Genomic DNA, 21,542 nt, shown 5'->3' on the forward strand with positions numbered 1-21,542 from the left:
ATATGACGTGGTAGTATATAACCCAAAACTCGATGATTTCAAGCATTATAAATAATGCTGAGATTATGTAATGGACGCGAAAATAGCCTTTGGGATAGTTTTAAAGAAAGTGAGGAAAGAGAAAAATATTTCTCAGGAGCAACTTGCTTTAAAGGCTAATATTGAACGAGCCCATATTTCTAAGCTTGAGCGAGGTCTGTTTCAACCAAGTCTTTCAACGATAATTGCTATCGCTAATATTCTTGATTGTAAACCAGGTATGTTGGTGGATATGGCCGCAGAAGAATTAACCAGAAACGAGTAAACTCAATGGTTGATTTATTGTTTTAAAACGAAAGTGCGGTCGAAATTTTGCAAATCAACTCACTTGATCTAGTCTACGAATCACCGAATCCATACACGACTTATTTTCAAATACGTAATAAATACAACTGTTTTTCTGTGAGCCATATTTTTTGTTTACCACTCAGAGTGACAAAAAGAAACAATGCCACTGTATTTGCCTGAGTGCTCTTTTGGCATCATTGCCCATATGTTGTTCAAAGAGAATAAGTTGGCTTCACTCTGATGAACTATAGCCAATAATTGCATCAGGAATTATTTGTAAATCTCAGGCGCTTAGTGAAGCCTTAGATTTAGAGGTAACTCAACTCGATGAGTTATTACTTCACTCGCGTTCAAAATAACAATGAAAGAAATTCAATCAATATCACTGCCTACTTATCCATTTGATAAACGATATTTTAAAATCAATAGTCGCTATACGATGGTAATAATCAGCAGCAAAGAAACAACTTCGCCCGAGTGGTCGTTTTATATTTTCTAGTGAGTATTTTCATTGCTCTGCAAGCCATTTGGCTCATCTTTGAGTGAGACAATACACTGGTGCAAGTGGTCACTTTCATGGCATAAAACCAAACTGTAAACCTGTCACTAGAGGCTTATCTATTTTCCTTAATGTGCGTAAATAACGATTCACCGTTGAGATACTTACATTCGGTAAAATAGTACACAGTTGCTTTGAAGTAAGGTATTGGAATATGGCTAACGCTTCTAAGACGTAGCTCTGAGCTAGAGTTGATTTCAATGCGTTAATATTTAGGAGATAAACCTGAAAGATCAATGTGTTTATTGAGCCTATTTGGCTCAAAGTTAATTATTTTTTTAAAATAATATTTTGATAATTGAATCTTACGTATTTGTTTCCATAGCGTATAAGGCATTGAATGAGCATTATTTAAAAGAAAGCTTGGTACCCTAATTTTAAATGGTAATGCCATTGATGACTTTATCCAAAATTCTCAATGTTTCAAGTTTTCTATTTCACTTGCTGGTATTGCAGTTTCATCTTCAATTGCTTTTCGGCTTTTTCGTTCATTCTGTCAGGCAATAATCACTCATACTCACAGTAATGCTTTTTGAAGATATTTATCTCAACATTGTCAGATGTATTGACTCGCCAGAACAAGGTACAGCTTGTATTTACGTAATTGGGTTAACGCTTTTTCGAGATCTGGTGATATAAAATTATGAAACTCATCAATAAATAGATAGGTTGGAACTCTTTTTGATTGTACCTTATTCGCTCTTTTTAGAGCTATGACACGAAGTAGGGCAACAATAAAACGTCAATAGGCTTCCACACTATCACTTCAGAGTTCTCACAGTGGCAGTCTAAATATGATGATTTTTTTCTGTTGTACTAAACTTTCAAGATCTATTGAATCAGCTCAAGTGAGTAATCGTTGTAATATTGGATCGTTGAGTAATACTTGCAGTCTCATTTCTATAGCATGTTTACTAATTGATAGTGATTTACTTTTAAATTTTTGAGAGAAAAAGCTACGATGTAATTGATTCTCTAGCTGTAATCAATGCTTGATCAGGTCTGAATTTTCATCATCATTCATGAATCGCTTTAAATCAATCAATGAGCTATTTCCGCGTCTGAGTAGAGCGGTTACACATGGGTACAAAATTGCGTTCATCTGACTCGTAGTAGTGGTTCATTTAAGTAAGACATTGAATATTTTTATGATCTCTTGCGTCATGAGATTAATACTATCGTCATGTGAATCAACAAAACTAAAGGGATTAATTGAAGGGTAGGCGTTTGAGCTTAATGACGGATCGATATACACCAATCTATTAGCTATCTTTTTGTTTGAAAACTCTTTAAATCTCGCTATTTCTTTCGACATATCTCAATGTGGATCAAGCAGCACAATGGCATTTTTTGGTTTCGCTCATTGTACCTCAGAGTAGATTAATTGTTTTATCAGTTCACTTTTTCCACTTCATGTTTTTCAGGAAATGTAGATGTGTCTTTGTCTGTGAGAGGTTTTTATTTTCTTGCGTAATGTACGTTGGAAAAACCAGTTATTCATCATTCAAATAAATCGAATCATTTCGTTTTTTTTAAAATTTAAATGCGTTTTAACTTATCAGCTTATGTACAATTTTTTCGGCAATATAATCAGAGCATCTTAGGAGAAATGTTTTCAACTTTACTATAGCATACGTAAAGATCCCCCATCCTTAGCACATACACGAACCATCTTGATTATTCATTGGATCTGCTTCGTATTTAGATTCAACAAGTCGTAAAAGACTTTTGAACGTTCTGAGGCTTTTTCACCGTTACTTGGTTGATATACATCGATTGAAATTGACGTAAGAAATGTTTCTTTTTTCATTAAAAAAAGTTAGAAATATATAATTGCCAGACGTCTTAGGCTCAGCAATTATACTCAGGCGATATTAAATCAACATTAAATTATTCAACTTTTTTTTAAAATGTAAAGAGCGTGCAATATAAAGGGGTAAAATGTATCAAAGGAAATGATAATTTTAGGATTTTTAGTCATTTTACCCATATTTATACGTTTATTTATTGGAGCAATGTTCTAAATTTTTAATCATAAATTTACGTTAATAAGTGGTTCTAAAATATTGGCTATTTGGGTCAGTGCTGATTTGCGCTCATCAAGATAATCATAACGATCATAAATCCCTTCTACTCCCTTGAGTTTATGATTCAAACAACGCTCAGCTACATGACCAGCGATGCCATTTTTGGCTAATAGGCTGCGACACGTTCTTCGTAAATCATGTACTGTAAAGTGAGCTACAGGCATTTTTTCTTCACGAAATAGTTTTTGAATAGCAGCATTTAAAGTGTCAGGACTTATATGCCCAAAGCGTTTACTTAAGCGTCTATTAGGGAAAACGTACTGCGAACCATATGCTCGTACTTTTAATTCTTGTAACCAGTCAATTGTTACTGAATTTAATGGTACTGAGATTCCTCGGCCTGTTTTACTTCTTTCTTGGGGGATATGCCAAAGCTCTGCTTGAAAATCAAATTCCTCCCATTTAGCTGCTATAAGTTCACCTTTTCGTACAGCCAGTGCAATAAGCAGAGCAGTAGCAAGGTAATTATCCCGTGTAAACTGATTATGGTTTTCTCGAAAACATAAAAAGATTTGTTTGATTTCTTCAAGTGATAAAGCACGACTTCGACTTTGTTCGACTCCACCTGCGTCAGATAATGTAAAAGCTTCGGCTGGATTCGTTGTACGTAAATCGAGTTTAATGGAATGACGGAAAAGTTGCTTGCAATACATTAAAGCATCATTGGCTATAGTGGGTCGGCTACTTTCAGCTATATGTTGAATAATGGCTCTAATATCTCGTGGTGTAACTTGCTGTATGGATAGCTCACCTACAAACGGGGCAATATCTTTTGTATATACACGTCTAGGGATATTAGGGTGCTTTAAACGTTTTTCACAGTCTTTTAACCAATCTTCTGCAAGGTCATTCACTGTGTTGATTACTTCTTTATCAAGCCGTTTTCTTTCAGCTAAAGGGTCAATATTTCCATTCTTAATATCAACTTTAATTTGAGCCGCTTGTAATTTAGCCTCAGCAAGAGAAAGCTCTGGGAATTTTCCAAGAGTCATTTCTTTTCGTTTTTTATAAATACTATATCGAATCGTAAAAAAAGCGCTTCCCTCATCGCTTATACGAATGTATAAGCCATTTGAGATAGCGTATTTTCCTACGGCCTTATCTTTGATAAGGCTCTTAATTTTTTGAACTGTAATTATTGCTGTCATTTCAACCTCTTATCCGTGAAGTGGTGACAGGTTCCTACTATTTTAGGATAGCTTTCAGATTTTTCAAGAATCTGTCACCATTTCTGTCACCACATTTACTTAACTAAGAGCAAATTGTGGTAACAGGTTGAAACGATGAAATTCCATAAGCTATAGATTTTATTGGTTATTTTAACATTCTGAAACAGCCTGAAACATCATTCGATGTTCTGGATCTGCTCTCTCATTTGCTCAATCAATACTTTAAGCTCAACCGCTGCATTGGTAATATCACTGTTGATTGATTTAGAGGCGAGGGTGTTCGCTTCGCGGTTAAACTCTTGCATCATGAAATCTAAACGACGGCCACAAGCACCACCTTTTTTAAGGATTTTTTTAGTTTCTTTTACGTGTGACTTTAAGCGGTCGAGCTCTTCTGCCACATCTTGTTTTTGTGCAAGGTAGATAAGCTCTTGCTCTAGGCGAGATTCGTCAATGTCGGTTTTTAAATCTTCTAACTTTTGGTTGAGCTTTTCACGCTGCCATTTCGCTATTTCTGGCATGTGGGTTTCTACAACGGCTACTTGCTCTAAAATCGTATCAAGGCGAGTGGCGATCATTTCTTCAAGGTTTGCACCCTCATCACCGCGGGCTGTTTTAAAATCTTCAATTACTTGGTCAAAACCTGCAATAAGCGCCGTGTTTACGCTATCCATATCGAGTTCTTCAGCTTCCATAACACCAGGCCAACGTAAAATATCAACAGGGTTAATGTCACCATTACTTTGCTGCTGCACCCACTTAGCACTATTAATTAGCTGTGCTGCTAATGCTTCATTAATAGAAAGCTCACCAACGTGTGCTGGATTCGCGACAAATTTTAAAAATACTTCGACTTTGCCGCGCTGTAAATGTTTACGCAGGCGCTCTCGAATTACCGGCTCCATGCCACGAAATTGCTCAGGTGCGCGAATAAAGGTTTCAAGGTAGCGTTGGTTAACTGAACGAACTTCCCACGTGCCAGTGCCCCAATCGCCTTTTATTTCGCGACGCGCGTAAGCAGTCATACTGTGGATCATGGATGGTTTCCTAGTTTTATTAAACAATATTAAAAGTGATTATACCGTAACACTGGTTAAGCTCTAGCGGAAATTTTTGTTGCTGCGAATTTTACAATTTGCTTTTGTTTAAATCAGCATGGCATCTACAGCTATATATACATATAATGTGGGAAATTCTGAATTAAGGGGATCGTGAATGCGTCCAAGCGAAAGAACACCTAACCAAATTAGACCGGTTACATTTACACGTAATTACACTTTGCATGCTGAAGGCTCTGTGTTGGTTGAGTTTGGTAACACAAAAGTACTTTGTACAGCCACTGTTGAATCAGGTGTACCGCGTTTTATGAAAGGCCAAGGTAAAGGCTGGATCACAGCTGAGTACGGTATGTTACCGCGCTCTACCCATACCCGAAATGGCCGTGAAGCGGCGCGTGGCAAGCAAAGCGGTCGTACTATGGAAATTCAACGTTTAATTGCACGCGCACTTCGTGCCGCAGTTGATTTAAAAGCGTTAGGCGAAAATACCATTACTATTGATTGTGATGTTATTCAAGCTGATGGCGGAACTCGTACTGCATCAATCAGTGGTGCTTGTGTTGCTCTAGTCGATGCGTTAACACATATGCGTAGCAAGGGTATGATCAATTCAAATCCTCTTAAATTTATGATTGCAGCTATTTCGGTAGGTATTTATAAAGGCCAAGCTATTAGCGATTTAGAATATTTAGAAGATTCTGACGCTGAAACAGATATGAATGTCATTCTAACTGAAACCGGTAAAATCATCGAAATTCAAGGCACCGCAGAAGGCGAACCGTTCTCGTTTGATGAACTAGATGAGTTACTCACGCTTGCCAAGCATTCAATCCGTGAAATCATTGACGTGCAAAAACAAGCATTAGCTTAATAAGTAATAGGTTTATAGTAATGAAAGATTATCAAATCGAGTTTATTGAATTCGCCTTAGAAAAACAGGTGCTAAAGTTTGGTGAGTTTACCTTAAAATCTGGCCGTACTAGCCCTTACTTCTTTAATGCGGGGTTGTTTAATACAGGTCGTGACCTTGCTCGTTTAGGTCGCTTTTATGCGGCAGCCCTTGAAGATGCAGGTATTGAATATGATGTTTTATTTGGCCCTGCTTATAAAGGTATTCCAATTGCAACAACTACCGCAGTAGCACTTGCAGATCATCATAATAAAGATGTGCCTTATTGCTTTAACCGCAAAGAGAAAAAAGCACATGGTGAAGGCGGTACATTAGTTGGTGCTGAGCTAAAAGGCAAAATCATGTTAGTAGATGACGTGATCACTGCTGGAACAGCAATTCGTGAGTCTATGGAAATCATTGCTGAAAATGGTGCAGATTTAAGTGGTGTACTAATAGCTTTAGACCGTCAGGAAAGAGGCAAAGCAGAGCTATCGGCTATTCAAGAAGTTGAACGTGACTTTGCCACTAAAGTTGTTTCAATAGTCAAACTGGCAGATCTAATTAGCTACCTTGAAACGAAAGGGTCTATGAACGAGCATCTTGCATCTGTAAAAGCCTATCGTGAGCAATATGGTATAGCTTAATCTAAGTATACGTAAAGTTATTCAACAAAAGCCCGATGATTTTCATCGGGCTTTTGCGTTTTATAACTGCATAAAGTTATTGTGAAGTTAAAAAAGTATCTCTTTTGTAGTGTTTGGTTTGAATTTTGAACGAACAGCACTTTATTTGAAGTTTTCTTCAAAAAACGCTTGCGTAAAATCCGCCGCGCCCTATAATGCGACCCCACTGAGACGGCAGAGCGCAACGCATTGCGAGGCATGAGCTACTTAGTAAGTCGAGTAAAACTTGATTTAGCTTTTTAATAAAGTTTAAATTTAAGTGTTGGCAAAAAAATAGGAAAGCGTAAGATTCGCTTCCCTTGAGTTGCTAAGGCAACTCAAACGTTCTTTAACAATATAAAGCAATCATCTGTGTGGGCACTCGTACAGATTGAGTTCTAACAGCCAAACTTAGTTCGCTAAGTAAGGCAAAAAATTTAGAGTCTCAATGTGATTTCTCGAAAGAGAAGCTGAGTGACCAACAGAAGTAACTTATTTATAAGTTGCTTCGGCACAGTCAATTCAATATCGAAAGATATTAAATAAATTCAGAATTCATTGAGCATGTCCTTAGGGACAGAAAAAACTTTTAATTGAAGAGTTTGATCATGGCTCAGATTGAACGCTGGCGGCAGGCCTAACACATGCAAGTCGAGCGGTAACAGAGAGGTGCTTGCACCTTTGCTGACGAGCGGCGGACGGGTGAGTAATGCTTGGGAATATGCCTTTTGGTGGGGGACAACAGTTGGAAACGACTGCTAATACCGCATGATGTCTACGGACCAAAGTGGGGGACCTTCGGGCCTCACGCCAAGAGATTAGCCCAAGTGGGATTAGCTAGTTGGTAAGGTAATGGCTTACCAAGGCGACGATCCCTAGCTGGTTTGAGAGGATGATCAGCCACACTGGGACTGAGACACGGCCCAGACTCCTACGGGAGGCAGCAGTGGGGAATATTGCACAATGGGCGCAAGCCTGATGCAGCCATGCCGCGTGTGTGAAGAAGGCCTTCGGGTTGTAAAGCACTTTCAGTAAGGAGGAAAGGTTATACTTTAATAGAGTATAGCTGTGACGTTACTTACAGAAGAAGCACCGGCTAACTCCGTGCCAGCAGCCGCGGTAATACGGAGGGTGCGAGCGTTAATCGGAATTACTGGGCGTAAAGCGTACGCAGGCGGTTTGTTAAGCGAGATGTGAAAGCCCTGGGCTCAACCTGGGAACTGCATTTCGAACTGGCAAACTAGAGTGTGATAGAGGGTGGTAGAATTTCAGGTGTAGCGGTGAAATGCGTAGAGATCTGAAGGAATACCGATGGCGAAGGCAGCCACCTGGGTCAACACTGACGCTCATGTACGAAAGCGTGGGGAGCAAACAGGATTAGATACCCTGGTAGTCCACGCCGTAAACGATGTCTACTAGAAGCTCGGGTCCTCGGACTTGTTTTTCAAAGCTAACGCATTAAGTAGACCGCCTGGGGAGTACGGCCGCAAGGTTAAAACTCAAATGAATTGACGGGGGCCCGCACAAGCGGTGGAGCATGTGGTTTAATTCGATGCAACGCGAAGAACCTTACCTACACTTGACATACTGAGAACTTACTAGAGATAGTTTGGTGCCTTCGGGAACTCAGATACAGGTGCTGCATGGCTGTCGTCAGCTCGTGTTGTGAGATGTTGGGTTAAGTCCCGCAACGAGCGCAACCCCTATCCTTAGTTGCTAGCAGGTAATGCTGAGAACTCTAAGGAGACTGCCGGTGATAAACCGGAGGAAGGTGGGGACGACGTCAAGTCATCATGGCCCTTACGTGTAGGGCTACACACGTGCTACAATGGCGCATACAGAGTGCTGCGAACTCGCGAGAGTAAGCGAATCACTTAAAGTGCGTCGTAGTCCGGATTGGAGTCTGCAACTCGACTCCATGAAGTCGGAATCGCTAGTAATCGCGTATCAGAATGACGCGGTGAATACGTTCCCGGGCCTTGTACACACCGCCCGTCACACCATGGGAGTGGGTTGCTCCAGAAGTAGATAGTCTAACCTTAGGGAGGACGTTTACCACGGAGTGATTCATGACTGGGGTGAAGTCGTAACAAGGTAGCCCTAGGGGAACCTGGGGCTGGATCACCTCCTTATACGATTTAGAACTTATTTGTTCGTAGTGTCCACACAGATGATTGTTAGTTAGTTTTGCCCAGTGGGTTTAACTAATTAATATGCTCTTTAAAAATTTGGAAAAGCTGATAATAAAATTCGTATGAATACATTTGTATTTGTACAGAGTTTTCAAAAGTAAAAAAGAATGATAGCAGTATCATTCAGTGCCATTTAATGAACGTTTTACGTTCGTTGATTGGTATCTACTTTAGTATTCAATATTAACTTCTGGCGAAGTTAAACTGTCACACAACAAAGACCCGTTTGGGTTGTATGGTTAAGTGACTAAGCGTACACGGTGGATGCCTTGGCAGTTGGAGGCGATGAAGGACGTATTAACTTGCGATAAGCCTAGTCAAGCTAGTAAAAAGCACTTGAGACTAGGATTTCCGAATGGGGAAACCCACCTGCTTGCAGGTATCGTTAACTGAATACATAGGTTAACGAGGCGAACGCGGAGAACTGAAACATCTAAGTACCCGTAGGAAAAGAAATCAACCGAGATTCCGGAAGTAGCGGCGAGCGAAACCGGAACAGCCCTTAAGCTTATTATGTGTTAATGGAAGGCGCTGGAAAGCGCCACGATACAGGGTGATAGTCCCGTACATAAAAATGCATTTTAAGTGAAATCGAGTAGGTCGGAGCACGTGAAACTTTGACTGAATATAGGTGGACCATCATCTAAGGCTAAATACTCCCAACTGACCGATAGTGAACCAGTACCGTGAGGGAAAGGCGAAAAGAACCCCTGTGAGGGGAGTGAAATAGAACCTGAAACCGTGTACGTACAAGCAGTAGGAGCCCACTTGTTGGGTGACTGCGTACCTTTTGTATAATGGGTCAGCGACTTATATTTTGTAGCGAGGTTAACCGATTAGGGTAGCCGTAGGGAAACCGAGTCTTAACTGGGCGACTAGTTGCAAGGTATAGACCCGAAACCCGGTGATCTAGCCATGGGCAGGTTGAAGGTTGAGTAACATCAACTGGAGGACCGAACCCACTAACGTTGAAAAGTTAGGGGATGACCTGTGGCTAGGAGTGAAAGGCTAATCAAACCGGGAGATAGCTGGTTCTCCCCGAAATCTATTTAGGTAGAGCCTCGGACGAATACTTACGGGGGTAGAGCACTGTTAAGGCTAGGGGGTCATCCCGACTTACCAACCCTTTGCAAACTCCGAATACCGTAAAGTACTATCCGGGAGACACACGGCGGGTGCTAACGTCCGTCGTGAAGAGGGAAACAACCCAGACCGCCAGCTAAGGTCCCAAAGTCATAGTTAAGTGGGAAACGATGTGGAAAGGCCCAGACAGCCAGGAGGTTGGCTTAGAAGCAGCCATCCTTTAAAGAAAGCGTAATAGCTCACTGGTCGAGTCGGTCTGCGCGGAAGATGTAACGGGGCTAAACTATGCACCGAAGCTGCGGATTCATCTTAGGATGAGTGGTAGGGGAGCGTTCTGTAAGCGGTTGAAGGTGTACCGGGAGGTATGCTGGACGTATCAGAAGTGCGAATGCTGACATGAGTAACGATAATGCGGGTGAAAAACCCGCACGCCGGAAGACCAAGGGTTCCTATCCCATGTTAATCAGGGTAGGGTAAGTCGACCCCTAAGGCGAGGCCGAAAGGCGTAGTCGATGGGAAACGGATTAATATTTCCGTACTTGGTATAATTGCGATGGGGGGACGGAGCAGGCTAAGCAAGCATGGCGTTGGTAGTCCATGTGAAAGTGAGTAGGCTAGTGACTTAGGTAAATCCGGGTTGCTGTTAGGCTGAGACACGAGACGAGTCACTAAGGTGATGAAGTTGCTGATGCCATACTTCCAGGAAAAGCCTCTAAGCTTCAGATTATACCGAATCGTACCCCAAACCGACACAGGTGGTCAGGTAGAGAATACTAAGGCGCTTGAGAGAACTCGGGTGAAGGAACTAGGCAAAATCGTACCGTAACTTCGGGAGAAGGTACGCTCCGATTGGTGATGAGACTTGCTCTCTAAGCTGATTGGAGCCGCAGTGACCAGGTGGCTGGGACTGTTTATTAAAAACACAGCACTGTGCAAAATCGCAAGATGACGTATACGGTGTGACACCTGCCCGGTGCCGGAAGGTTAATTGATGGGGTTATCTTCGGAGAAGCTCTTGATCGAAGCCCCGGTAAACGGCGGCCGTAACTATAACGGTCCTAAGGTAGCGAAATTCCTTGTCGGGTAAGTTCCGACCTGCACGAATGGTGTAACCATGGCCACGCTGTCTCCACCCGAGACTCAGTGAAATTGAAATCGCAGTGAAGATGCTGTGTACCCGCGGCTAGACGGAAAGACCCCGTGAACCTTTACTACAGCTTGGCACTGAACATTGAACCTACATGTGTAGGATAGGTGGGAGACTAAGAAGCAGAGACGCTAGTTTTTGTGGAGTCGTCCTTGAAATACCACCCTTGTAGTTTTGATGTTCTAACGTTGGCCCCTGGATCGGGGTTACGGACAGTGCCTGGTGGGTAGTTTGACTGGGGCGGTCTCCTCCCAAAGAGTAACGGAGGAGCACGAAGGTTGGCTAAGTACGGTCGGACATCGTACGGTTAGTGTAATGGTAGAAGCCAGCTTAACTGCGAGACAGACACGTCGAGCAGGTACGAAAGTAGGTCATAGTGATCCGGTGGTTCTGAATGGAAGGGCCATCGCTCAACGGATAAAAGGTACTCCGGGGATAACAGGCTGATACCGCCCAAGAGTTCATATCGACGGCGGTGTTTGGCACCTCGATGTCGGCTCATCACATCCTGGGGCTGAAGTCGGTCCCAAGGGTATGGCTGTTCGCCATTTAAAGTGGTACGCGAGCTGGGTTTAGAACGTCGTGAGACAGTTCGGTCCCTATCTGCCGTGGGCGTTTGAGAATTGAGAGGGGTTGCTCCTAGTACGAGAGGACCGGAGTGAACGAACCGCTGGTGTTCGGGTTGTCATGCCAATGGCATTGCCCGGTAGCTACGTTCGGAACTGATAAGCGCTGAAAGCATCTAAGCGCGAAGCAGGCCTCGAGATGAGTTCTCACTAGACTTTTAAAGTCTCTGAAGGGCCGTTGAAGACTACAACGTTGATAGGCAAGATGTGGAAGCATAGTGATATGTTAAGCTAACTTGTACTAATTACCCGTGAGGCTTAACCATACAACGCCAAACGCGTTTTATGTGATAGTTGAACAAGCGAAGAAGTTAAGATTGTAGGTCGTGATTTATCGCGACAACTAAAGTAGATTTACTGACAGCTTTAAGCGATAAGCTTTAAGTTGTAAGAAGACAATTATCAGCCATTTTCCAAATTTTAATTAATTGGCTCGAAAGAGCGGATTAATACCAAATTTGCTTGGTGACAATAGCGTTTTGGACCCACCTGACCCCATGCCGAACTCAGTAGTGAAACGAAACAGCGCCGATGATAGTGTAGCATTTGTTATGTGAAAGTAGGTCATCGCCAGGCTCCAAATTGAGAAAGCCCGACTAGAAATAGTCGGGCTTTTTTACGTCTAGAATAAAGTGAGCAAGGAAGACCGCAATAATCGTTGGTATTCGTCTGCTGATACTGCATAATTTTACCAATAAAGTGATCCTGCTTTTAAACTAACATGATAGACTTTTGTTTCTATTTTCAATGCCTGTGAGGGTTACGTTGCCTACCTCAGATTACCAACATGTGTTAAATGAAATTACCGCTGAAGTTCAACCATTGCTATCTCAGGGGAAAGTTGCTGATTATATCCCCGCGCTAGCTGAGGTTGATGCTAATCAATTTTCCATTGCTATCTATACAACGGATGGACAGACCTTTTGTGCAGGTGAGTGTACTCAGCGTTTTACTATTCAGTCTGTATCAAAAGTGATGACATTGACACTTGCCTTACAGCGTTATGGGGATGAACTATGGCAACGGGTAGGCAAAGAGCCTTCTGGTACGGCGTTTAACTCGCTGACACAGCTTGAGTTTGAAAAAGGTGTACCACGTAATCCGTTTATAAATGCTGGCGCTATTGTGACCTGTGATGCGTTATACAGTCGTTTGTCAGCACCTATGCATTCAATGCTTGAAGCTTTTCGAACTTTGTCAGGCAATAAAACAATCGTGATTGATAAAAAAGTTGCCAATTCTGAATATGAATTTCGCCATCGTAATGCTGCTATGGGGCATTTGATGAAGTCGTTTGGGAATTTTCATAATGAAGTTGATGATGTGCTGTGGGCTTACTTTAACTTTTGTGCGATTGAGCTTAACTGTGTTGAATTAGCTAAAGCGTATAATTTTTTGGCGAATAAAGGTATTTGCCATTTGAGTGATAAGCGAGTGCTTTCCAGCTTGCAAACTAAACAGTTAAACTCTTTGTTATTTACCAGTGGCTTATATGATGCTGCAGGTGATTTTGGTTACCGAGTGGGGATGCCGGGTAAATCAGGTGTGTCGGGCACCATTTTGGCTGTGCTACCAGGTAAATTTACCGTGGCGGTGTATTCGCCTGGATTGAATTCATACGGTAATTCAGTGGCAGGAATAGCAGCCCTGGAGCTGCTATCTAAAAAGCTCGATATTTCTATCTTTTAATTGATAAGACAAGTCTACTGTTCCCAGTAGACTTGTTCTAAGCAATCTTCACGCTCAGGTAAACCACGCGATAAGCGAGGTGAATGTTGTACTAATACTTCATAGCTTGCACGGTTGGCATATTTACTGATCTGTGCCAATGATGAGTAGGTCATTGCAGGTTGTTGGTGTTTGGCCGAGTTACCCACATTGAGCTTGTGATAAACGTTGGCTGATAGGTCATGTAACACTGCTGCTAATGCACAATCACCGGCGCCATTGGTATTTTTAATTGAGTCAGGGCCACCCATGAAAGGGGCTGTGTGACTGTAAGCGCGGATTGGCATTTCGCAATCGGCTTTACGCATAGCGCGAGAGAATTCATAGCGGTTAAAGTCAGCTATTGCACCAGGTAATAACGGGTATTCAGTTTCCCGTTTAAATTGCTCGTCAACAAAGCCTGCCATAAATAAGCCTTTTTCACCTGCTGTGCAGATCACTAAATCGACCCAATCTAGCGCTTTATCTGCGGCCAGTAGTGGATCTTCAAAACCTGTTATTGCTAGCCCTTCTTCTTCATTCATCGCTAAAATATCAACATGCTTAGCAACAAACTCTGCCCACCAGGTTGGATCTTGCTCGATTAGGAATTTTGTTCCAAGCGTTAATACTACTGGCACGTCAGCATCATTAGCATATTTGACCGCTTGCATAGTTGCTTCGGTCATCGTCTCAGAACCTTGTGTACGCATTAAGTAAGCGCTGATCACTAAAGCTGATGAGTTTTCTATTAGCTCTTTATCAATTGATTCAGGGCGTAAATGATTCATCAGCCCGGCGCTAATTGCAAAGGTACGTTCGCCGGTATCATCAATTAAAGTGAAGCAGCGGCCAATAGGGCCATCGACAGGTTGCAAATAATCTAAATCTACACGGCTGGAGGTGTTACATAAAAAGCGATAAGCGTAGCTACCAATTTTAATGTTTTCACTCATTACACCAAGTAGCACTGAGCGATCATCAGCAAGCACTGAATAATTGTGCATCGTGTTACCAATGGTGCCACCGGCAAACTCATAATCGACCATATCGTTGAGTTTTAAGCGGTCATATAATGCATTAGTAATATCATTATCAATAACCTGCGACATACCTCTACGCAGCTGAAATTCATCAAGGAAAGCTTGATCAACTTTAGCTTCTATATCAACCACGATTTGATCGATCCCGGTAATATAGCTGCGCTGTAACCGATCACTGGCGTTAAGTTGATTTGTTAGTGGATCTTTGGCTTCCACTGGAAAATAATGTTTATGCCTGCGGCGTCCAGGAAATTTCATTTGCTACCCGTGTGTTGTGAGCTAAATAAAAAAAGCGGGAGATTATAGCGTATATCACCTAGGGTGAGCCATGTAAAAGCGGCTTTAATTTGGTTTATTTTTGTCACTAAGTACTATGTTTAGCGTTTTAATCGCCTAAGTGAGTATAATTAAACAATAATTAGTTAAAAGGTAAGTTGATGACCGAGCAATTTGACGATCAATATTGGATGGCAAAAGCACTTGAGTACGCCCACAAGGCTGAACAATTGGATGAAATTCCTGTGGGTGCAGTGCTAGTTAAAAATAACCAGTTGATTGCAGTTGGGTATAATCGTTCAATTACAGATAATGACCCTTCTGCTCACGCTGAGATGATAGCAATTCGCGAAGGTGGTAAGGCACTTAATAATTATCGCTTAATCGATTGTACGCTGTATGTCACGTTGGAGCCGTGCTCAATGTGCGCGGGTTTACTGGTACACAGTCGTATTAAGCGGCTAGTGTTTGGTGCTGCGGATGAAAAAACAGGTTCTGCGGGTTCAATAATGAATTTATTGCAAGATTCAAGATTAAATCATCAAGTTGATGTAGAAGCTGGGGTATTAAGTGAATTATGTGGACAAACAATTTCAGACTTTTTTAAACGTCGCCGCCAAGAGATCAAAGCTAAAAAACAAGCGCAGCACGACCTGAAGGCTTAGCCTACAGGCGTAGCTGTACTTAATTCTGCCATTTGCTGCATCGCAAACATACGACGGCGCCAAATAACTTTTTTATGTAAATTACGCAGCATGATTCTGCGGCGTGTGGATGATGAATAAATCACGTTGCGTTTGAACGAATGAGTACGCCGACGTTTCAGCATGGTTGCTCCTGAAAATGTGAGAGTGAGAAAAGATATAAGTTAATTATATACTTGATACTACACAGTAGTGATCATTTGATGACAAGTAAATAGATATTTTAGTTTGCGAGTACCTATCGCATTTAAAGTTATTTTTATTGTTCGCCGTTATCTTTTTTTGACGGTGACAGCTCATCTATACTGTCATCTTTTGTTGGGGAGGGCGTGGTTTGTATTGTGGCAGGCTTTTGATTTTTAATCTCAGCAGCTTGAGCCGCAGGTTGAGCTATTTGTTCAGCCTCATCGGGTTCCGTGGTCGGTGTGCTGATCGCATCATTTTCATCGAGCCATACCAGCGCGTCGTAATAACGGCGAATATTATCAACGTATTGCACCGCAACATCACCGCGTGAATAGCCATATTTGGTTTTTCGGTAGTATCTCTTTTTGATTAATAACGGCAGGCGTTTTTTTACATCGGCCCATTTATCAGGGCTTGCGCCTTGTTGCTCGGTGATGATCCGTGCATCGTTTACATGACCCCAGCCAATATTGTATGAAGCCAACGCCAGCCAAGTGCGATCCGGCTGTGGCACACGATCAGGAATACGCTTTTCTAGTTTCATTAAATATTCAGCGCCGCCTTTGATATTCTGCTCTGGCGCTAAACGGTTAGTGACACCTACTTGCTTGGCTGTATCGAGTGTGAGCATCATAATACCACGTACGCCAGTTGGCGATTTTGCTCGTGGATTCCACATTGATTCTTGATAACTTAAAGCTGCAAGTAGTCGCCAATCTAGGCTGCCAGCATATTGCTCAAACCAAGGTTGGTATTTTGGTAAGGTTTCTTTAATTGCTTCAATATAGGCAAGGGTGTTTACGTAATTAAACTGACGTACATGACCAAAGTACTTTTCTTCAAGTACGTAAAGTTGGTTGCTTTGTTTTACTTCACCAAAAAATGGCACCATTAGCGCATAGAGCGAATCATCGCCATCTTTACGAAGTAACCATGCGATAGGGTCGTTGCGTGTGACTGAAAAGCCGATGCTTAGATTGGGGTGATAACGACGAAATAAAGATAGTGTATGGGAGTCTGCTAGGGTGTAATCAATTTCGCCATCGATCACTGCTTGTAACAGCTCTTCTTCGTCTAAATCCTCTGTTTCATGCCAGCTTAAATCTGGATGAGTTTGCTGTAATTGTTGCAGTGCTAATGAGTGACTACTTTTGGCAAGCACTGTGAGGTTATCTGTTAGGTCATCAAAATCGCGCGGTCTAATTCTACCTTGTTTATAAACCAATTTTTGACTAATAGTACGATAAGTAGGGCCAAATCGATAATTTTGTGCTCGGGCTTTATTGTAGGTTAGGCCAGATGCAATTAAATCTAAATCACCGCTATCTAAGCGTGAAAACATATCGGATAAGTTAAAAAATGGCACCATTTCAAGCTCAACGCCCAAGTGATCGGCAAATTCTTGCGCTAGCTCATATTCAAAACCTTGCTCGCCTTGCACTGCTTGGTAATAATTACTTGCGCCGGCTAACGTACCCACTCTTATTTTATTTTGAGCTTTAATATGGCTCAGTTGTGATTGTTGCTGCTGCATATCGCAGGCACATAAAAGCATTACTAACGTAATGATTGTTATTAGCTTTTGTTTAAACATACTGCGCCCCTTGAATGCTACTACTCCCTTATAGCAAAACTTTTCGATGCCGTCACTTGGCGATTAGTTTTAAGTGCTGCTTTGCGATTAGAACTTAAGCTACTGTACGCAGTAAAAATCTTAACTAACTGTTGGCTTTAAACAATTTTAATTCCCCCCGGATCCTGTATTTCCGAGTTACTTGAGTATATAATACGCGCCTAAAATATCGTTCAATCCCTAACCCCGGATGAAAATACCTATGTTGATCCTTCGTGGTGCACCAGCACTTTCCGATTTTAGAGTTCAGAAAATTTTAGCCCGTTGCCAACAGGCGCAACTTCCAGTTACTAACGTATACGCTGAGTATGCACACTTTGCTGACTTAACAGCACAGCTGTCAAGTGACGAGCAAACTAAGCTTGAGAAGTTACTTACCTATGGTCCAACGATTGCCGAACATACACCAGCAGGTACTTTAGTGTTAGTAACGCCGCGTCCTGGCACTATTTCACCATGGGCTTCAAAAGCGACGGATATTGCACATAACTGTGGTTTAGCACAAGTGCACCGTGTGGAACGTGGTATTGCTTACTACGTTGAAGGTGACTTAAGTGCTGAGCAATTGGCTCAAGTTGCTGCGTTATTACATGACCGTATGACTGAAGCGACACACAGCACACTGGACGATGCTGGCAAGTTATTCCGTACTGATGTACCAAGCAAAATGTCATCTGTTGATATTTTAGGTGGTGGCCGTGAAGCACTCGCTACAGCAAACGTTGAGCAAGGCTTTGCACTGGCTGATGACGAAATCGATTACTTGGTAGAAAATTTCCAAAAGTTAGGGCGTAACCCGAACGACATCGAATTATTTATGTTTGCACAAGCAAACTCTGAACATTGTCGCCATAAAATCTTTAATGCTGATTGGACAATTGACGGAATTGAACAGCCTAAATCTCTGTTCAAAATGATAAAAAATACCTATGAGCTAAACCCTGAGAATGTGTTATCAGCTTATAAAGATAACGCAGCGGTAATGAAAGGCTCTAAAGCAGGTCGTTTCTTCCCAAATGCTGAAGGCGAATACGCTTATCATCAAGAGAACATTGAAATCCTGATGAAAGTTGAAACCCATAATCACCCAACTGCAATTGCGCCATTCTCTGGTGCGGCAACCGGTTCTGGTGGTGAAATTCGTGATGAAGGTGCAACGGGTCGTGGCTCTAAGCCAAAAGCGGGTTTAGTTGGTTTTACTGTATCGAATCTACGTATTCCAGGCTACGAGCAACCGTGGGAAACTGATTTTGGAAAACCAGGCCGTATTGTTAACGCACTTGATATTATGATCGATGGCCCATTGGGCGGTGCGGCATTTAACAATGAGTTTGGTCGTCCTAACTTGTTAGGTTATTTCCGTACTTATGAAGAGCAAGTAAATAGCCATAATGGTGTTGAAGTACGTGGTTATCACAAACCGATTATGCTTGCCGGTGGTTTAGGTAATATTCGTACTGATCATGTACAAAAGGGTGATATTCCCGTTGGCGCTAAATTGATTGCACTGGGTGGCCCTGCAATGAACATTGGTTTAGGTGGCGGCGCCGCTTCATCAATGGCATCAGGTCAGTCAAATGAAGATTTAGATTTTGCCTCAGTACAACGTGAAAACCCTGAAATGGAACGTCGTTGTCAGGAAGTGATCGATAAATGCTGGCAGTTAGGTGATGCTAACCCAATCGCGTTTATCCACGATGTGGGCGCGGGTGGTTTATCAAATGCCTTCCCCGAGCTTGTTAATGATGGTGGCCGTGGTGGTAAATTTCAACTGCGCGATATTCCTAATGATGAGCCGGGCATGGCACCGCATGAGATCTGGTGTAACGAATCGCAAGAGCGTTATGTGCTTGCTGTAGCCGTTGAAGACTTTGACCGCTTTGAAGCTATTTGTAAGCGTGAACGTGCGCAATATGCGGTGATTGGTGAAGCCACGGAAGAACGTCATTTAACGGTTGCTGATAGTCATTTTGATAACAACCCAGTTGATTTACCACTGGATGTATTATTAGGTAAAGCACCGAAAATGCACCGCGAAGCGTATTCTTTAAAAGCTAATAGCGACGCGCTAGATACAACAAAAATTGATATCGCAGAAGCTGCAGAGCGTTTATTACGTTTGCCAACAATTGCAGAAAAAACCTTCTTGATCACCATTGGTGACCGTTCAGTGACCGGCCTAGTTGCGCGCGACCAAATGGTTGGCCCTTGGCAGGTGCCAGTTGCTAACTGTGCTGTAACCGCTGCAACTTATGATACTTACCATGGTGAGGCAATGTCTCTTGGTGAGCGTACGCCTGCCGCATTACTTAACTATGGTGCTTCTGCACGTTTAGCTGTAGCTGAGTCATTGACTAATATTGCTTGTGCTAATATTGGCGGTTTAGAAAACATTAAGTTATCAGCTAACTGGATGGCAGCAGCTGGTCACCCAGGTGAAGATGCTGGTCTTTACGAAGCGGTTAAAGCGGTTGGTGAAGAGCTTTGCCCAGCATTAGGTTTAACTGTTCCAGTGGGTAAAGACTCTATGTCGATGAAAACCCAATGGGATGAAAATGGCGAGCAAAAATCGGTTACTGCACCGTTATCATTAATCATCACTGCATTTGGTCGTGTTGAAGATGTACGTAAAACGGTTACTCCGCAGTTACGTACAGACAAAGGTGAAACCTCACTTATCTTGGTTGACCTAGGTGCGGGCAAAAACCGACTGGGTGCATCAAGCTTAGCGCAAGTTTATAAGCAATTAGGTGATGTAACGCCAGATGTAGATAGCCCTGAATTACTAAAAGGCTTCTATAATGCAATGCAGGCGTTAGTTGCTGATAACAAGTTACTGGCTTATCATGACCGTTCAGACGGTGGTTTATTTACCACTGTCGCTGAAATGGCCTTTGCAGGGCACACCGGTGTAACTGTTGACCTTGCTGGTTTAACAGGGTCAGACATTGAAGCACTTTATAATGAAGAGCTAGGTGCTGTTATTCAAGTTGCTAATAGCGATTTAGACGCAGTAAACGCGGTATTTGCTGAGCACGGTATTGCTGCAATCAGCCATGCAATTGGTACATTAAACAGTGATGACACTGTGGTATTTAATCGCGCAGGTAACACCGTGCTTAGTAATACACGTACTGAACTGCGTACTATTTGGGCTGAGACTACGTATCAAATGCAAGCACGTCGCGATAATCCTGATTGTGCTAAGCAAGAATTTGATGCCAAGTTTGACGCTAAAGACCCTGGTCTTAACGTTAAATTAAACTTTGACTTAAACGAAGATATCGCTGCACCTTACATTGCCACTGGCGCTGCTAAGCCTAAAATGGCTATCTTGCGTGAGCAAGGTGTTAACTCGCATCTAGAAATGGCTGCGGCATTTAACCGTGCCGGTTTTGCTGCGGTTGATGTACACATGAGTGATATTCTTGAAGGGCGTTTAAGCCTTGAAGAATTTAAAGGCTTAGTAGCCTGTGGTGGCTTCTCATACGGTGACGTATTAGGCGCAGGTGAAGGCTGGGCTAAATCAATCTTATTTAATGATATGGCACGCGATCAGTTCCAAAGCTTCTTTGAGCGTCAAGATTCATTTAGCTTAGGTGTGTGTAACGGTTGTCAGATGCTATCAACATTAAAAGAGTTGATCCCTGGCACTGAACATTGGCCACGCTTTGTAACGAATAAATCTGAGCGCTTTGAAGCACGCTTTAGCTTAGTTGAAGTACAACAGAATCCTTCAGTATTCTTCCAAGGTATGGCGGGCTCTCGTATGCCTATCGCTGTGTCACACGGTGAAGGTCATGCTGAGTTTGCAAACGATGCAGCAGTGAAAGCGGCACTTGACTCAGGTACTATAGCGGTTAAGTTTGTTGATAACTACGGCAATCCAACCACTCAATACCCAGCTAACCCGAACGGCTCGCCAGAAGGTATTACCGGTATTACCTCAACAGATGGCCGTGCTACTGTAATGATGCCACACCCTGAACGTGTATTCCGTGCCGTTGCTAACTCTTGGCACCCAGATGAGTGGCGCGAAGATAGTCCATGGATGCGGATGTTCCGTAACGCGCGTAAAAATGTCGGTTAAACTTCATTTATACACACTAGATTCATGATCTAGTTATAAAATAAAAGGCTGCACTGTGCAGCCTTTTTTGTTTATGCTGGGCAAAGATTAAAATAGTTTTA

General features: G+C 42.4%; 12 protein-coding genes and 3 rRNA genes. 9 read left to right on the plus strand and 6 right to left on the minus strand.

The window, feature by feature from the left end; translation table 11 throughout:
- Positions 1-70: 70 nt before the first annotated feature.
- Entirely contained in the window at positions 71-304 is a 234-nt protein-coding gene (locus ACMVDV_RS16895) for a helix-turn-helix domain-containing protein (RefSeq protein WP_416158885.1), read from the plus strand.
- 1,138 nt (positions 305-1,442) lie between these two features.
- Here ACMVDV_RS16895 and ACMVDV_RS16900 read toward each other — a convergent pair.
- From ACMVDV_RS16900 to ACMVDV_RS16910, 3 genes are all read right to left on the minus strand, one after another.
- A complete protein-coding gene (locus ACMVDV_RS16900) occupies positions 1,443-1,622 on the minus strand; it encodes a TraM recognition domain-containing protein (RefSeq protein ID WP_416159113.1) in 180 nt (59 codons plus the stop codon).
- 1,296 nt (positions 1,623-2,918) lie between these two features.
- Entirely contained in the window at positions 2,919-4,121 is a 1,203-nt protein-coding gene (locus tag ACMVDV_RS16905) for a tyrosine-type recombinase/integrase (protein WP_416158886.1), read from the minus strand.
- 197 nt (positions 4,122-4,318) lie between these two features.
- Positions 4,319-5,179, minus strand: a complete 861-nt coding sequence (locus tag ACMVDV_RS16910; protein WP_416158887.1) for a YicC/YloC family endoribonuclease — start codon at positions 5,177-5,179, stop codon at positions 4,319-4,321.
- 178 nt (positions 5,180-5,357) lie between these two features.
- On the opposite strand from ACMVDV_RS16910, the gene rph reads away from it, so the two are divergent.
- From rph to glsB, 6 genes are all read left to right on the plus strand, one after another.
- On the plus strand, positions 5,358-6,071 hold the full coding sequence (gene rph, locus ACMVDV_RS16915) for a ribonuclease PH (RefSeq protein ID WP_416158888.1): 714 nt from the start codon (positions 5,358-5,360) through the stop codon (positions 6,069-6,071).
- Positions 6,072-6,091: 20 nt separating this feature from the next.
- A complete protein-coding gene (gene pyrE / locus ACMVDV_RS16920; protein ID WP_304180258.1) occupies positions 6,092-6,736 on the plus strand; it encodes an orotate phosphoribosyltransferase in 645 nt (214 codons plus the stop codon).
- Between the two features lie 608 nt (positions 6,737-7,344).
- Positions 7,345-8,886: ribosomal RNA gene (locus ACMVDV_RS16925) — 16S ribosomal RNA — on the plus strand.
- Between the two features lie 297 nt (positions 8,887-9,183).
- Positions 9,184-12,068: ribosomal RNA gene (locus ACMVDV_RS16930) — 23S ribosomal RNA — on the plus strand.
- A gap of 195 nt (positions 12,069-12,263) precedes the next feature.
- A 5S ribosomal RNA gene (gene rrf, locus ACMVDV_RS16935) occupies positions 12,264-12,378 on the plus strand.
- The 16S, 23S and 5S rRNA genes sit together here, the layout of an rRNA operon.
- A 189-nt stretch (positions 12,379-12,567) precedes the next feature.
- Entirely contained in the window at positions 12,568-13,491 is a 924-nt protein-coding gene (gene glsB, locus ACMVDV_RS16940; protein ID WP_416158889.1) for a glutaminase B, read from the plus strand.
- A 14-nt stretch (positions 13,492-13,505) separates the two neighbouring features.
- On the opposite strand, the gene ACMVDV_RS16945 is transcribed toward glsB, so the two are convergent.
- Complete coding sequence (locus ACMVDV_RS16945) at positions 13,506-14,810, minus strand: inosine/guanosine kinase (RefSeq protein ID WP_064668038.1); 1,305 nt, start codon at positions 14,808-14,810, stop codon at positions 13,506-13,508.
- Between the two features lie 179 nt (positions 14,811-14,989).
- Here ACMVDV_RS16945 and tadA point away from each other — a divergent pair, with 179 nt between their 5' ends.
- Positions 14,990-15,493, plus strand: a complete 504-nt coding sequence (tadA, locus tag ACMVDV_RS16950) for a tRNA adenosine(34) deaminase TadA (RefSeq protein ID WP_416158890.1) — start codon at positions 14,990-14,992, stop codon at positions 15,491-15,493.
- Here the strand turns inward: tadA and ACMVDV_RS16955 are convergent.
- Both ACMVDV_RS16955 and mltF read right to left on the minus strand, forming a co-directional pair.
- On the minus strand, positions 15,490-15,657 hold the full coding sequence (locus ACMVDV_RS16955; RefSeq protein WP_167542981.1) for a hypothetical protein: 168 nt from the start codon (positions 15,655-15,657) through the stop codon (positions 15,490-15,492). The two genes, tadA and ACMVDV_RS16955, sit on opposite strands and share 4 nt — an antisense overlap.
- A gap of 134 nt (positions 15,658-15,791) precedes the next feature.
- Complete coding sequence (mltF, locus tag ACMVDV_RS16960) at positions 15,792-17,312, minus strand: membrane-bound lytic murein transglycosylase MltF (RefSeq protein WP_416158891.1); 1,521 nt, start codon at positions 17,310-17,312, stop codon at positions 15,792-15,794.
- Between the two features lie 241 nt (positions 17,313-17,553).
- Here mltF and purL point away from each other — a divergent pair, with 241 nt between their 5' ends.
- A complete protein-coding gene (gene purL / locus ACMVDV_RS16965) occupies positions 17,554-21,441 on the plus strand; it encodes a phosphoribosylformylglycinamidine synthase (protein ID WP_416158892.1) in 3,888 nt (1,295 codons plus the stop codon).
- Positions 21,442-21,542 lie beyond the last annotated feature (101 nt).

The organism is Pseudoalteromonas sp. ASV78, assembly GCF_047806705.1.
GTDB classification, from domain to species: Bacteria; Pseudomonadota; Gammaproteobacteria; order Enterobacterales; family Alteromonadaceae; genus Pseudoalteromonas; species Pseudoalteromonas prydzensis_A.